The sequence below is a fragment of the Leptospira ainazelensis genome (genome assembly GCF_016918785.1).
Taxonomy (GTDB): domain Bacteria; phylum Spirochaetota; class Leptospiria; order Leptospirales; family Leptospiraceae; genus Leptospira; species Leptospira ainazelensis.
The window spans coordinates 1-15,488 of record NZ_JAFFPT010000032.1 but is presented as its reverse complement, the minus strand read 5'-3'; the positions used below and the strand labels follow the sequence as shown (position 1 = coordinate 15,488).

Annotated in this window: 11 protein-coding genes; 5 read left to right on the top strand and 6 right to left on the bottom strand. The window is 42.5% G+C overall.

The features are described 5' to 3' along the window. Nucleotide 1 precedes the first annotated feature (1 nt). Nucleotides 2-1,102 (bottom strand): LIC_10091 family lipoprotein, encoded by a 1,101-nt coding sequence (locus JWG44_RS08640; protein ID WP_205274555.1) that lies wholly within the window; start codon nucleotides 1,100-1,102, stop codon nucleotides 2-4. 1 nt (nucleotide 1,103) lies between these two features. Then, nucleotides 1,104-1,988 carry a formylglycine-generating enzyme family protein gene (locus JWG44_RS08635; protein ID WP_205274554.1) on the bottom strand — a complete coding sequence of 295 codons (885 nt, stop codon included), beginning with the start codon at nucleotides 1,986-1,988 and terminating at the stop codon, nucleotides 1,104-1,106. Nucleotides 1,989-2,175: 187 nt separating this feature from the next. Here JWG44_RS08635 and JWG44_RS08630 point away from each other — a divergent pair, with 187 nt between their 5' ends. Together JWG44_RS08630 and JWG44_RS08625 are read left to right on the top strand one after the other, a co-directional pair. Then, nucleotides 2,176-3,702 (top strand): M14 family zinc carboxypeptidase, encoded by a 1,527-nt coding sequence (locus tag JWG44_RS08630; protein ID WP_205274553.1) that lies wholly within the window; start codon nucleotides 2,176-2,178, stop codon nucleotides 3,700-3,702. Next, nucleotides 3,702-4,601: a DMT family transporter gene (locus tag JWG44_RS08625; protein ID WP_205274552.1), complete on the top strand. Its 900-nt coding sequence runs from the start codon at nucleotides 3,702-3,704 to the stop codon at nucleotides 4,599-4,601. The genes JWG44_RS08630 and JWG44_RS08625 overlap by 1 nt, the downstream gene beginning before the upstream one ends. Before the next feature lie 5 nt (nucleotides 4,602-4,606). Here JWG44_RS08625 and JWG44_RS08620 read toward each other — a convergent pair whose 3' ends face one another. From JWG44_RS08620 to JWG44_RS08605, 4 genes are all read right to left on the bottom strand, one after another. Next, on the bottom strand, nucleotides 4,607-6,295 hold the full coding sequence (locus JWG44_RS08620; RefSeq protein WP_332460783.1) for a methyl-accepting chemotaxis protein: 1,689 nt from the start codon (nucleotides 6,293-6,295) through the stop codon (nucleotides 4,607-4,609). Between the two features lie 58 nt (nucleotides 6,296-6,353). Continuing rightward, nucleotides 6,354-6,710 (bottom strand): c-type cytochrome, encoded by a 357-nt coding sequence (locus tag JWG44_RS08615; RefSeq protein ID WP_205274550.1) that lies wholly within the window; start codon nucleotides 6,708-6,710, stop codon nucleotides 6,354-6,356. Further along, nucleotides 6,707-7,027 (bottom strand): methylamine utilization protein, encoded by a 321-nt coding sequence (locus JWG44_RS08610; protein WP_205274549.1) that lies wholly within the window; start codon nucleotides 7,025-7,027, stop codon nucleotides 6,707-6,709. The genes JWG44_RS08615 and JWG44_RS08610 overlap by 4 nt, the downstream gene beginning before the upstream one ends. Before the next feature lie 102 nt (nucleotides 7,028-7,129). Next, the gene (locus JWG44_RS08605) at nucleotides 7,130-8,140 is read right to left on the bottom strand and encodes a cytochrome-c peroxidase (protein ID WP_205274548.1); all 1,011 of its coding nucleotides are present in this window, start codon (nucleotides 8,138-8,140) and stop codon (nucleotides 7,130-7,132) included. Nucleotides 8,141-8,608: 468 nt separating this feature from the next. On the opposite strand from JWG44_RS08605, the gene JWG44_RS08595 reads away from it, so the two are divergent. The 3 genes from JWG44_RS08595 to JWG44_RS08585 all read left to right on the top strand — a co-directional run bounded on the left by JWG44_RS08595 (nucleotide 8,609) and on the right by JWG44_RS08585 (nucleotide 14,556). Next, nucleotides 8,609-12,625 (top strand): leucine-rich repeat domain-containing protein, encoded by a 4,017-nt coding sequence (locus JWG44_RS08595; RefSeq protein ID WP_232371562.1) that lies wholly within the window; start codon nucleotides 8,609-8,611, stop codon nucleotides 12,623-12,625. Then, nucleotides 12,622-13,152 carry a hypothetical protein gene (locus JWG44_RS08590; protein WP_205274547.1) on the top strand — a complete coding sequence of 177 codons (531 nt, stop codon included), beginning with the start codon at nucleotides 12,622-12,624 and terminating at the stop codon, nucleotides 13,150-13,152. The genes JWG44_RS08595 and JWG44_RS08590 overlap by 4 nt, the downstream gene beginning before the upstream one ends. 429 nt (nucleotides 13,153-13,581) lie before the next feature. Then, the gene (locus JWG44_RS08585; protein WP_205274546.1) at nucleotides 13,582-14,556 is read left to right on the top strand and encodes a hypothetical protein; all 975 of its coding nucleotides are present in this window, start codon (nucleotides 13,582-13,584) and stop codon (nucleotides 14,554-14,556) included. Nucleotides 14,557-15,488 lie beyond the last annotated feature (932 nt).

Below are 15,488 nucleotides of genomic sequence, written 5' to 3'. Positions count from 1 at the left end.
TTTATTGAGGAGCGGCAGTATTGGATGCGGGTTGTGTTTTTTGATTTGTCGAAGTGACGGGAGGAGCCGCCACTATCGGTTCCTTGTCTACGACTGTGATTCCGTTCTTTTTGTCGACGGTTCCGCCTTCCACCATCACTTGCAGGGAGCGAAGTCCCGGCTTGTTGCTCGAAAGCCATTTTTGAAAGTTGGAAATTTTCTGAACGCAATAGTGGAAACCTCTGTCCGTTGAAATTTCCGAACCGGGAGACCAAGGGAACAAATCTCTTCGGACGGAAATGGTTCTCACAACCATCGATTTATCATCTACAGGAAGATTGATAAGCGAATTCTTAAATTCCTGCGGATAGGCAAAGTATTCTTCCGCATTGCTGAAGTAGATGATTCCGACTTTATGCCCGGCTTTTTTCAACGTATTTCCGATTCCAAGAAGAGTCGTATTACCGAGTAGATTTCCCTTTACCGGAAAAATTCTATCTTCGACCGCCAACTTTCGAATATAAGAATATTGTTCATCGTCCGTCTGAAACATCTTATAGTCGTATTTTTTGGAAAGCATCAGGTTCGTTCTATGTCGTTTCCGAATAAAAGGAGAAGCTTGTTTGTAAACCTTCTTATATACTTCCGGATTGGGAAGAGATGTAGAAATCAACTCGAGCGCATCCTTCTCGCCCTCCTTTCCCCAATAGCGGATAAAATCCTCTTTTTTCTCGCCCTTTTTTAGGAAAAGAACCGTGATCTCGTTTGCATGAACCACGATTTGGGTGAAGTCCATCAGATAAATAAAATCCGATTTCGCCCAAGCCGCGATCGTAAGATTTTGTTCCGAACCGACTCCGACATAAGCGTTGCCTACGTTTTGAACGTGGGGAATGAGAAGGTCCAATCTATCTTCGTTGGAAACCGTCGTGTCGCCTACGTCCCATTTTGTCGGCACGAGGACTTCTTGCGGAGTTTCCCTGAGGGTTCCGATTTTGGAAGCGAGGTTTTCTTCGTTGAGGGAACGGTTTTCTTTTACCTTTTCCGAACCGGAACAAAACGAAAATCCGAAGGAGAGAAATGTAAGAATAAAATAAATTCCTAATTTAGAATTGTTGAACATATTATTTGTTTGCGTCCTTTGCACAACGGAATCCAAAGTGATGGTATTCCGGAAAATTTTCTGGGATATGAGCTCTTCTTTTGGAACCTCTCGCGTAACCGGCGGGCCACCACCAGGATCCGCTTTTCAAAACCTTTTTTGTAAAACCGGGACAGGATTCTTTTCCAGCACAAGGGCCTTTGGGATCCTTTCCCCTGCAAGCGTCTCCGCAGGATTTAAACGAAGACGAATACCAATCCTGAGTCCATTCCCAAGAGTTTCCGGCCATATCGTAAAGCCCGTAGACTCCGGGAGCTCTTGTTCCCACGTTTGCGGTCGGCATCAAATGCGGTTTTTCCGTTTTTTTTGCTACACATCCCTTGATATCTCCCACTTCGATGATCGCCCTTTCGCAGGTTGCCGGTTCGTTTCCCCATGGATATAAATTTCCGTTGGGGCCTCTTGCTGCTTTTTCCCATTCGGCTTCGGTGGGAAGACGTTTGCCGGCCCATTCGCAGAATTCCTTCGCCGTGTACCAGCTGATTCCTGCGGCGGGTTGTTTAGGTCCTAAATACGGTTTACCATAACGTGGTCCGATATAGTTGCACTTTCCCGTCTTAAGACATTCCTGGCACTTGCCTGCGTTTTTGCATTTGTCGAATTCTTCGTTTGTGACTTCATAGATATCCATATAGAAGTCGCTCACATAAACTTTCTCTTCGGGTTTTTCATCCGCGTCGTGTGTGTTGCTCCCGCGTAAAAATTCTCCGGAGGGAATACATTTCATTCCGGGAATTTCTAAACCACCGCAGGCGGAAGAGTCCGCGAGAAGTTTGCAGTCGCATTCCATACAAACGGCCGAAACGATAACGACCCAAAGAAGAATGTTCCGAATTTTCGATTTCATTGAAGGGTTCCTGTCCCAAAGGATTCTCTCACAAAGAATCTTTTAGGTTGAGGATAGACTGGAAAAGGAAACGGACAAATCAAGAGAAAATTCCCTTCGATTTATCGATGGGCGCTTTTGTATCGAGGAAAAAAATATCTGGATTCTGGAAGGGATAGAAGCAAAGTAGTTCCAGTCTTAGAAACGAATGAAACCGCAATTTGCTCCTGTCATCCGGGCCTTATTTACCCTCAGTCTGGGTTTGGTTCTATTAGTTTCCTGCGCGGGTTTTTTTCGAAAGAGGATTCCGAATTCTCCTTTAAACGATACAAGAAAGATGCTTCTTGTAAAAATCGAACCGGGACGTTTGGGAGAATTCAAAGAAAGAACCAAAAGAAAATATCGGATCAGTTATCAGGAATCGGACGCATATTATTCCGTGATGAGCAAAGAAGACGTTGAAAAAAGCGGGTTTCCGTCTCCGGGGATCGCGGTGATCAAACAGAATTATCCTTTCAAATATTATTCCGGGAATTATCAGGAATTGATCAACGAAACCTTTAACGGGCTCGAAGATCTCAAAAAAGGTTATAAAGATAATATATTAAATATTCATTATTTGCTCGGGATTGCCAATCATCATTCCAAACTCGCGCGTGTGGAAGTGATCGGAAAAAGCGCTCGGGGAAGGGAGATTCCGGCCTTACTTCTTACCGATTCGAACTTCCCGGACAAGGATAAGATTTCCGTACTTTTTAACTGCGCCCATCACGCCAACGAAGCGATATCGATCGAACACTGTTACGATATCGTTTATTCCATTCTTTCCAAACCGAAAGAATATGAGGAAATTCTAAAGAAGATGAAAGTCTGGGTCGTTCCCATAGTCAATCCGGACGGAGCCAGACATTTTTGGCACGTTTCCAATCTGATGGGAAGAAAAAACGGATATCCCGGAGTCGGTCCCGTAAACGACAAGGTCAATCCGGGAGTGGATATCAATCGTAATTATCCTTTTTTCTGGGGTAAAACCGGAGGCGGTTATTCGTCGTCCAATCCCGCGAATTATTTTTATCGGGGCCCGTCCGCCGGTTCCGAACCGGAAACCAAGGCTATGATGGATCTCGCATATAAGGAGAGATTTGTCGCATCCATTAGTTATCATGCATATGCAAATTGTCTTTTGATTCCGTATTCGATCGATTCTTTGAACAACCCTGAACCCGATATGGCCTCCGAGCTTGGAAGAAAGATCGCCTCCTCGGTCGTTAGTTTGAACCCCGAAAAGGAATTCGAAGCGAGAAAAAATATTTATCCCATCGACGGAGTGGATCAGGACTATTTATACTTCGTTTACGGAACCTTGGCGTATCTTTTAGAAACGACCCATCTCAATCCGGTTTATAAAGAAGTGGAGAAGGTGAATCTAAGCCTGAAAGATTCCTGGAACATTTTGTTAAACGAAGTTATAGAGGGCAGAAAGATATTTCTAAAAATCACCGACGAACAAGGGATTCCTCTCGAAGCGAGAATTGAAATCGGAAGAATGAAATACTATCAGGAAGAAACCAGATTCTCCAATCCTAAAAACGGATTTTTCTTTCAGTTGTTTCCGGACCGGAAAGAATCCAAAGTAAAAGTATCAAAAGAAGGATACGAACCCTATGAGTTTCAAATCCGCCCGAATCGAAGTTGGGAACCGTTCAAAATTCTACTTAAGAAAAATAGAATCTGATGTTGCGCTCCGGTAAATTTGTAAACGAAGCCGCTCTGGTTTTTTGTACCCTAATTTGGGGCGGAACCTTTACGATGACTATATTTGGACTCAGGGACACTTCTCCTTCGGTCTTTTTGGGTTTACGTTTTGGAATCGCAAGTCTGATTTTTTTACCCTTTGCCTGGAAAGAATTTAGAAAAGGGAAATTCTGGTATCCGGGCGCCTTTTTTCTGGGAATGTTTTTGTTTTTAGGATTCGCCTGTGAAACCGTCGGACTTAAAACCACAACTGCGACTAAATCGTCTTTTTTAATCGGAACGTTAGTCGTCATTACTCCTTTTTTGGAATCGGTCCTCAAAAGAAAAATTCCTTCCAAAGGAAATCTTTTAGGAGCTTTGGTAGTTTTCGCCGGAATCTGTCTTATATTTTTAGGCGAGTCAGGAAAGGAAGGTTCGTTGCAGATTGCGACCGGCGACTGGATCACGTTAGGCGGCGCACTTTTTTTTTCACTCTATATCATTCAGATGGATCGTGTGAGTTCGGGGACTCCGATCGGAGTTTCGGTTTTTTATCAGTCTTTTACGGCCGGTCTTTTTGCATTCGTTTCCGTGATCGTTCTGCACTTGACGGGATTGGAAGAGTTAAGATTGGATTTTAACACACGTCTGATTCCCGGAGTTCTTTACAACGCTCTTTTGGCCTCGGTGTTGACCACATTCTTACAAACCAAATTCCAAAGATTCGTTTCGCCGACACGAGTGGGAATTATCTTCTCCTTGGAACCGGTATTTTCAACCATCATCGCCTATTTTTTGTTAGGCGAAATTTCCGGTCCGATCCGGATCGCGGGCTGTTCCGTCGTCTTTGCGGGTTTGATTCTCGCAGAAATGTTGGGAAAAGACCGGGAACCGGAGTAAAAAACTTAGACTATAAATTTTTCCATCAGGGATTTCACCCTCATGGATTGAGTGTCCAGAAGTTTGGCACCGGACGCGATTTCTTGAGAGCCTGAAGAAATCAATTGTGCGCCCTTAGAAAGATCCTGGATCGAATTCTGGATCGAGTTATATGCAGATTTGTTCTCCAAAGAGGAATTTTCCAAATCCGTAATGTTTCCAGCGATCGTGTGCATCCTTGTGGAGCAGGAATTTAGACTCGCTTCTTGGTTACGCATGTCTTCCAAAAGTTGAAAGCTGAACTGCGCCATAAACGATGTGTCCGACTGAATCGTTTTGAAAAAATCGGAGAATTGGTTCATCTCCCCGTCTCCCAGTTCCACGTTGATTCGTGTCGATTCGATTAAGTCCTTGATCTCCTTCGTACTTCTCATCGTAAGATCCGCGAGTTGCGAGACTTCTTCCGCGACCACCGAAAAACCTTTTCCGTGTTCGCCGGCTCTTGCGGCTTCGATCGAAGCGTTTAACGCAAGCATGTTGGTCCGATTAGAAATTTCTCCGATCTTCTCGAGAGTTTCCTTAATTCTTCTTACGCTATTTTTCGCCTCCTCGAGGGATTTCTGAACTACGTCGACTTTTTCCCTTCCCTTGATCGCGGTTTCGGACGATTCTTTCGCTTTTATCGTAAACGAATTCAGGGATTCCGTGACGGCTTGTAAGGATATTAAGTTTTTCTGAATTTCTTTTTCTAAATTCCTAAGATGCTCTGCGGAATGTAAAATTACGGACGTGTTTTTTTCTACAAGGTGGCTGAGGCGATCGATCAGGTCGGCAACGTTTTGAGAATTGTTAGCCTGAGTTTCCGATGTCGCGATAAATTCCTTGGAAACCTTTGAAAATTCCCGGCTTGTTTTTTCCGAGCTTGAGATGGAGATTCTCGCTTCTATGATGATTTCCCGAAGAGAGGTTTCCATTCGTTTTAGGAATTTTAATAATTCCCCCATTTCGTCCGGACTTTCGTTTTGAATTTTCGTATTTAGATTTCCGTTTTCGATCGCAGAAGCCAGGTCGATCGCTTTTTTTAAGGGGGTAGTGATCGACCTGACGATGGATCTTGAAAAAAATATCCCGGCGACCGAAGAAAAGAGCGTGAGAATCGCGATTAAATACAGGGAGAATCTAAGCTGGGAATCCGCGTCGTCGCCGTTTTGTCGAGACGATTCATTTTCGGATTCCACCCATTTTTTGATCGTGTCCTGCATCGATTCGCTCAAAGGATGAATTCCCCTTACGTAAAGAATCTGCGCTTCCTGTCTTTGATTTTGTTTCCAGAGACTATGGATGGTTTCGTTGAATTGAAAGAATCGATCGAGTTGTGTTTTTAGAACGTTTAGATTCTCCGTTTCCGATTTGTTGAGAGGATAGTTTTTAAATTGATCGAGATTGTTTTTTAATTCCTCGAATAACTTCTGGGTTTTGTTGTATTCCTCCTCCGAAAGAAGGGAGTCGACTGTGGAAACCTTGGATGAGATTTTTAACTCGATTAGAATGATCTTTTCCAAGGTCAGATTGAGGAGCTGGAACTTAGGCTGTGAGTTGTCCATCATCGAACGAATCGTTTTTCTATAAGCGAGTGTGCTCGTCGCGATCACGATCGACGAAATTATAAAAACGACGATAATCGTTCCGAAACTGAGTCTGAGTCTGGATTTGATGCTGAGATTGCTGAGATTGCTGAGAGAGTTCACTTTGTTTTGAAAATTCCTAAAACCTTTATTTCGTTTTTGAAATGAAGTTGATGTATGAAATTACGTCTTTGATCTGCTCGTTTGAAAGTTCGTCCTTCCAGGGAGGCATAAACGGAGAACGATTGACTCCCATTCCTCCCTTTCGAATGATCTCTTCCTTTTGCGCGTCGTTTAACAACGTTTTGGTGAGATTTGCCGGAGGAGGGATTTTTCCTTCCGCCAGACGGCCTTTGCCGTCCGCGTTTTCGCCGTGACAAAGGACGCAATAGGTTCTGAAAACGATACTTCCTCGGATCGCGGATTTATCGTTTGCGTCCAGAGCCGAAAGATTCGAGCTCAAGGATAAAAAAAGAATCCAAATAAGAATTTCGATTTTTCTCATGGCTGCACGTCGATGGTCATCTTCATGCCCGGATGAATCGCACATTCCACGAGAATTTTTCCCGCTTTGTCAAACTTGACCTTTTTGGTTTGACCTTGAGAATAAGACCCTAAATCGAAAATCTTTTCCGATGACAAGGAATAGATGTTGTGAAAGAAGGAATCGTAGTTTGGAAAACTCACGACGTCTCCGACTTTGACCTTGAGGTTTTCTACCGTGAACTTCTTTTCTTTTTGGCCGACTTCGTGTTCTACGGCGGATAAACTTCCCGCCAAACAAACCGCAAATAGGAAGGATACTAAAATTCGACGAAACATTGGGACGCTCCTGGATTGATTTTATATTATAAGAATTCGTTTTCATTGATAAGAAAAATAAAATATTCTAAATTTCTTAAATTCTTTTCGCATGTCTTGGATTTATCTCGGAAGATCCGGAATCAGGATCGGTTCCTTTTTTCCGGTGAGGGAACGCAGAAACGCGGCTAAATCTTCCTTTTCCCGTTTTGTGAGATGAAGGGGTTTCATATTCGGATCCAGATTGGAACGATCGTCTCCTCCTCGATCATAGTGATCGATCACTTCCTCCAAGGTCGTATAACTTCCGTCGTGCATATAAGGACCGGTGAGCGCGGCGTCGCGTAACGTCGGAGTTTTGAAAGCGCCTTTCATCGATTTGACGGGAACCAATTTGAAACGACCCGGATCTTTTTCCTTGGATTTGATTCCGATATTGTGAAATCCGTCGTCCGTAAAATTATTTCCGAAATGGCAGGCGTTGCAGTTTGCCTTTCCTTGAAAAAGGGCGTGCCCTCTTTGCGCCGATTCCGAAATCGCATTGTTGTCTCCTTGGATCCATGCGTCAAAAGGAGATTGAAACGAAAGAATACTTCTTTCAAAACTTGCGATCGCCTTTGAGATCGTTTCTTTGCTGATTCCTTCGTTCGGATAAGCGCGGTCAAAACGTTCCCGATAACCTTTGATTTTTTGGAGCTCGAGTACGAGTTCGTCCGGATCCTGATTCATTTCATCGGGAGAAGAAACGGGGCCAAGGGCTTGTTGTTCCAAAGAGTCGGCTCTACCGTCCCAAAACATCTTGTTTCCGAATGCGGAGTTAACGATCGTTGGCGTGTTCTTTCCCAGTATTTTCATGTTATGACCCACGGCTGTTTTAAGACCGTCCGTCCAACCGAGGCCGGGGTTATGGCAGGTAGCACAACTGATCCAATTGGAGCCGGATACGATGGGATCGAAGAATAGAATTTTTCCCAACTCGATCCGAGCGGGAGTCGGTTCGTTGTTTTTGGGAAACGGATAAACGATTTTAAGAACCGATTTGTCTACCTTCGGAAGCTCTTCGGCTTTCGGTTTACAAACGGAAAATAAGAAACAGAGGAAGATACAAAATGCGATCGATACAAAACGTTTCATTGGCTTTACTCGTAATTCAGAATTTCTGAATGCTCTTTGAATTCGAATTTCAAACAGAGGGTTCAAAGACTTAGGGAACAAAATTCAGAAGGCTCCAGGAAATCTATCCGTTTTTCGGATTCATTCTTCTGACTTTATAATATGGCAGAGGATTACTTATAAAGTATTGCCGAAGGAGTGGATTCAAGGTATGAGGTTTCTTAAAAATCGGAATGATTGGTAATTTGGTAGAATCCGACTTTGTTTTGCGACATCCTATAGAGGAATCCGGAAAACCGCGCAAAATAGTTTCTAAAATTTGAATATCGTTTTAAAAATCGATAGTTTTCGTTGTTGATTTCATACTCCTGAATTCTCCGGATTCTGCCCGCAAAAAATACAATTCGATTTGTTGTAATCTTGTGATTCGTTTCAATTTCACTTTTGGGACGGGGATAAACAAATTATTAATTCGGGAATCTTATTTTCATGATACGCAATTTCATTTATCGAAAAGGAAAATCTGAAAAATTCTGGTCGATCGAAACTGACTTAAAAAATTTCTCCATACGTCAAGGCCAAAGATACGGAGAACCAAAATCCACTACTGAAAAGTTCGCAACAGAAGAACTCTGTCAAAAAGAAGCGGACCGGTTGATCGTCTCAAAACTCAAGGAAGGTTTTGAAGAAGTTCCGATCGCAATCAAGAACGTAAACGTCTTTGATCTAAAGTTGATAGCCGACGCAAAAAAACAAAAGAGCGAACGTTTGAGTATCAACGTTCAGGGTTCTTCCGAACTCTTTGAAGAAGTCTGCACGTTGGATTGGTTGAAACATTTGGAGTTGCAGAATGTGGCTTCCGTATCGGAGAATATTGGAAATCTTAAGAATCTCAATCATCTCGAGATCAAAGAAAGCCCGTCTCTAAAATCCATACCGGAATCCATCGGAGAATTAAAAACTCTCACTTGGTTGAGTGTCGAACGGACCGCAATCCAATCTCTTCCGGAATCGATCGGAAAACTTTCCAATCTGCAGCGTTTGAACGTTCAGCACAATCAGGATCTTAAGGAATTGCCCGAGAGTATCGGTTCCTTAAGATCTCTGGAAACTCTTTGGGTAAGTTACAATCGGGAAAACGATCATTCCGGCGGAAAGAAAAAAGGTCTTACTTCGATTGTTATTCCCGATTCCATCGGAGATCTGGAACGTCTTACCGAACTGTCTTTAAACGCAAATTTTCTTTCCGATCTTCCTATAACGTTAGGCAAACTCAAAAATTTAACGGATTTGGATTTGAATTTCAACCGGTTCACTGAAATTCCCAAATGTATTTTCGAACTGGAGAATCTGGAAACTCTTGAAATGATCTATTCTCCTTTAAAAAGGATTCCATTAGAATTCTCTCATTTAAAAAATCTTACCCGCTTCGATATAGAAGGAAACGAGATTGAAAATGTTCCGGAAGAAATCCTCGATCAAGGAATCGAAGCGATTCAAAATTTTCTAAATCCGGCTCCGATTTCTAAACAGGAAAAAGTTCCGAACGCGGATCCGCAGGAGTTTAAGGCGAGTCTGGAATTACACAAAGACAAGCTTGAAAAATTCTATCGTGCGGTTCGGGATAAGGCGTATAAGGAAGATACAAAAAAGAAACTGACGGCGCTCCAAAACTTTTTTTCCGGAGAAACAAACGAAGTCCCGAAAGCGATCAACGAGGATCAATATTACTTTCGGGATCTTCCGAGTGTTCTGGCTTCGTTTAGGGAATGGACGATCGTGGATTTTCGAATTCTTTCCTACGTTACCCAAGGAGCCTGGTCTTTTAAAAAGAACAAAGAAGGTTTTTTCGAATCCTTTTACCGATGGTTGAAAAAGGAAGTTCTCGATCATCCGGAAGACGATAAACTTTTTTCGGACGTTTTGGATACTCTAAAAGAATACGGAGTGGACGAAACAAAAACGCTCGTTGAAAGAAAATACGAGATCGGGGAAATGGCCCTGACTTCCGACGGTAAGATCACCTCTTTCGGAAAGTATCTTCTGATTCATTTCGATTCTTTGATAAACGACTTTGTAGAAGCCGGACTTCCCTCCCAGTTTGTGGAACTTTTTGTCAAAGAAGAATCGGCAAAAATAGAGAATCAGATTCCAAAGATCACGCGGATCAAAGAATACGAAGGGACCGACGGTAAAAAACACGTTCCTTACGAGACGATCGAAATTCTATGCAAAACTTCTCCGAAATCGATGGAACCGATTCTTATAAATCATATTCAAAATATTGATTGTGTTTCCTGTAGGGCGGAGCTCGCTCGAATCCGTTATCAATTTTTCGGAGAAAAATATAAAACTCAGACGATCGACTTCGCTAAAGAAGTTTTGAGTTATATATCCGATAAAAAAAATAAGAATCTGGATCGAGGATACAGTTTTGATTGGTCTACCGGAAAAGGTTATTATCGAGACGATACTCCCGACTTTATCGAGTGGTTGTTAAAAACCTTCGGAAAAGAAGTAAAGGACATGGTTTTTGAATATGTCGAAAAAACAAAAGTCCTCGATTTAAACGTTGTCGGAGTTGCCGTAAAATTTCTCGGTCAAGAGGCGATCGATATCGCCGGAGAAGCGCTCGATATGACGATCAAGGACGACGAGATCGCGGGTCATTTTCGGCAGATTTTCAACATTCTTTCCGGGCTGGATTATTCAAAATACTACGATAAAACCTGGGAAATCGCCAAGAGTGAATTCAAAAAGGTAAGCGAAACCGCGTGTTTGGCCTTGAGTAAACTTCCCGAAAAAACGGTAATTCCGAAAGCATCGGAGCTTCTGAACGAGAAACAAACGCATCTGAGAGAAACGGGAGCCTTGATTCTCAATTTAAAACGAACTAAAGATTCGATTCTGGCTCTCAAACCTTTGCTTGAAAACGAGAAGAACGACGAAGTCCGTAATCTGGCGGTGGAATTGTTTTACGAAAAGCCGGATTCCATTTCGATCGCGGAAGCGAAGAATCGAATCGGAATCGCGAAGAAGCTTGGAAAACTCGAAAAACCTTTGGCGAAGTGGTTGGACGAAACGAAACTTCCGAAAATTCTCTGGAAAGATAAGAAGGCATTGAGCCCGGAAGAGGTAAGATATATTTTTTACAGACAAAAAACACGTTCCGAAATTGTTCTCGATCTTGAGCTACGGGACGTTGTCGAACAAATCGATAAAAATTCCTGCGAGTCCTTTTCCAAAACTCTTTTTCAGACGATTCAAAAAAACGGAGGTTTTAAGGCTCCGAATCGGTTTGCGATTTCCATTCTTGGAATATTCGGAAATGAGAATGTAATTTCCGATCTGGAAACGATCGCAAAAAAAGACACCAATCTCAACGCCTGTGCTTGTCTGGGTTTGATGGATACGATGGGAGCGGCCCGCGCTCTGGATCGGATCTCACAGACGTTTCGAACAAAATATCCGAACGTTCGGGAAGCCGCAGAACAGGGGTTTGCCTCGATCGCATCCAAAATGTCCTTAACTCCGTATGAATTGCAGGATCGGATGTTGCCGGATTGGGGTTTTGAAAATCTGTGTAAAAAGGTAAAAATCAATAAAGTTGAATATACTCAGAGAATTTCAAAGGACTTGAAATTTACTTATTGGAACGATTCCGGTAAGGAGATAAAAACTCCGCCGAAAATGAGCGAAACCGAAAAGAAAAAAAACAAAGAAGACTCCGCTTTGCTCAAGGATTCCATCAAACAGTTCGGCATCAACATGGAATATTATCTTGTCGTTCAGAGGAGATGGCCTGCAGAGGATTGGAAAGAATTGTTTCTTAAAAATCCGATCGCAAACGCGTTCGCCAGAAATTTTATCTGGGTAAAAATTTCTAAAAATCAGGAGAAGGAATGTTTTTACGTTTCCGAAAACGGTTCGATTTTGAACGTCGAAGATAAACCGTCGGCGATGGAAGAAAAATACAAAATTCTTCTTTTACATCCTCTTTCCGCAAACGAAAAAGAAAGAGAACTGTGGACCTCGAAATGGAAGGATCTTAAGATAAATCCTCCCTTGTTTCAGTTTGAGAGGGAGACGTATTTGGTTCCGGAAGAGGATCGAAAAAAGAAAATCTCCTTCCAATTTGAAGACAAGTCCATGTCCGGAAATACGTTTAAATACAGGGCGGAAAAATACGGATGGAGAAGGGGATCCGTCGTAGACGCGGGCGGAGTTTCCTCTTATCGTAAATTGTTTCCGAATGAAAACGTGGAAGTGTTTCTAAAAATCGAAGGTTTGAACGTGCAGAGTTACGATTTCGGAGAACCGATGACGTTCAAAGAATTCTTCTTTGTAAATCGAGGATCCATCACCACGGGAAGTTATGTTTACGACGAACCGAGAGGAGAAGAGGATCACAGACTGCTTTCGTTCGAATCCGTAAATCCGATCGTCTATTCCGAAACTCTCTACGACCTTCACAGAATTTTACAAACCAAAAACGAAGAAGAATGAAACGGGAGTTGGATCTCGAACAACGATGTAAACTGCTCGTAGGCTCGAAGATCCAAGTCGTTCAATACTACGGTCGTTTTCGAACATTCGAAAAAGCTCATGGAGTTTCGAAGGCGATCTATTGTATCACCGGCGAAAACGAAATTTTTAGGTTCAGCTTTGAGGATGAATTCTCCTTACGCTGGGGTTTCGGAATTTCCGTCAAAAAAGTGAATCGAATTTTTCCGGACGATCGTGAGGAAGAATTTCACGACGTAACTTCTTTGTGGAAGAATCCCTGTGAGATCGTCGATGTCCGATTACACTGGAGATATATAAGCGACAGTCACCGCGTGCTTTGGCATCACTACAATCGTTCCGATTATCCCCAGGATATCGAATTGTTTCTTTCCAGCGGGGAACGTATTTATATCGGAGTCACCGAGATTCTCAACGAAAACGAATGCAAACTTTTTACGAATCACCTTACCGTATTTTTTGATCCCGACCTGCGGGAAAGGATGTATGAAAGCGCGATTCTTTGGTAATCTTTTTCTGCGTTAGGAATAGAACCGGCTCCGTAGATTTGGTAAAATTAAAAATAAGAATATTCTAAAATTTGAATCCGCTCCGTTTGATCTTATTCAAAGTGGATTTGTTTTCATTGAAGAACGTTTTGATTTCGATGATAAAAATCCGGTTTCGGTTCGTAAAGGAGGACGAAATTCTAAATTCGAAAAAAAATGAAAGTTTACGATTGAGTGAACGGTTTTTCGGAATCAAACGCATGTATCAGGGAATGAACGGGCTGAAAGAAAGACGAGGGATTTTAATCCCCTGAAAAAAGTTGCTCATGAACGGTTATTAAAAGTAATTGCACCGGTTGTGCGTCTGTGTCCGAAATCGAAAGTGATACAAGTTACGTTAAACGCGATTGACTGGATTTCGCAAAAAATAGAATCGGAAGAGTGAGTTTTATGAATTTTAAGATTAAATATTTTCTTTGTCTGTCCACGACGGTCTTTTTAGCGGCGACCGGGTGTGCCGAAAAACCGAACGAGGCCGCCGAAGCCGATATGTCCGGCTTAGCGTTGTTATTCGGAAATACGATAGCCGCTAACGTTTCTTTTTTTCCGGCGGAAATGCAATCGGTTTCTCCCGAAGACAAGGGGAAATTCAAATCCGCTTATACGGAATCGGGAATCCACTATTCCTCAAATCAGTGTCAATCCGGCGGAACCTTCACTTTGGAAAAGGTGACTCCATTGGATCGGATTCGGGTTTCGGCCGTTTTTAAAGAGGATATTTCGGAGGGAACGCTTGTGATTAAGAAATCGGGAGTTCCGATCGACGGCGTCGTCGATCGTCCGGATTTAAGAACGATCCGTTTTGTATCGAATTCTCCGGGAGATTTGTATCAAAAATATCAGGTAACAACGACCGGAGTCAAACTCGCGTTAGACGATAAACCGGTTTTAGACGCGTTTTGGTCCTTTCAATACGACTTAAACGGGGAACGCGGAACTACTCCCAGTCGAATCGGTATCACCTGTTCGGAGACAAACGGCACTAACGTGTGTAATTTCGTAGCAAAGTATCATCTGGGAAGAATGGATAAAGGAAATATTACTCCACAATCTCTCTTTGAACAAGCTGTTCCCTATTTTAGAACCGACGTAGGCGTACAGGGATTTGACGGGCAGTTTATCACGGTTTGGTCTTACGAGGTCTGCGAAACTACTTCGGCGGGAATCCCCGCAAAACCGGCCGGGACTTTTCTTTTTGCAAAGATGACCGGTCCGGTACCTTGGGAAATTCCACGAACCGTTGTGGAAGCCAATCCATTCTATGTTGGATCCATGACTCAATCGTTTCGGAACGTTCTCAATCAAACTTACTTCCATGCGATTTATCCGGAAGAATTGCCGACGGTTCAAGCCACTCAACAATAGAATTTAGATTTAGGAAAAGAATCAGGGAAGCCCTCCCTGGTTCTATGTTCTTCTTTGTTCCTTTCTTTTTTAGATTAGAATCCGTTCTGGATCATCTCTGCTTGCTCCAACGGTCGTAAATCTTTGCGATTTCTTTCAGTTTTAGGACAAACACGTATCAAAGCGGGGTTTTAAACGGATCCTATGATTTTAATCCGAATCCTTTTCTTCCTTCGTCGACGAGTTTGATAAAAGTAAATTCTAAATATAGAATATTCTAAATTTTGAATTCTATTTTTAATAGACTTATCGGTCTATTAAAAAAGCCTGTTTGCGGCGTCGGGTTGCCTCGGTTAAGGGCCGTAAACCGAAATCAGCCGAGTCGTTTTTATGAAAAAAAAGGCATTCTGCGGGAAGTTTTTCTTCCGAATTCGGAATAATTTTTACAATAATTGCTTGCCGTAGCGCTTCGTTTTCTTACATTGGTTTTTACGAAGAAATCACCGCATGGTGAACTTCTTCGAACCAAGCGCTCAACTGTCCTGCTTCTTTTTTTCGTTTGCGAGTAATCGCGGACCAGATAGAGGAATCGGGCACGGGAAACGCAATAGATCTTTTACAACATATATACTGCGATAGAGAGGTTTTCAAGAGTAGAGGTGCTCTTGGGAACACAAAATGTAAAGATTAGTAAAGACAATTTTGATTGAGTTAATCGATCCGACAGAAGAGATTCAGGATCGATCATATCTCGAACGAATCGGTAATTTCAAAAATTTTTACAGCTACACATCATTCTACATGGTTAAAAACAATGCTTCTTCTTGAAAGAGAAGATAGCCCTTGAGACTGACTTGGAAAGTGAACAACTGCGAGGTTGTTAATTTCGTAATATGGTCAAGTAAGAAAGGGCGTACGGGGGATGCCCGGGCATCAGGACGCGATGAAGGACG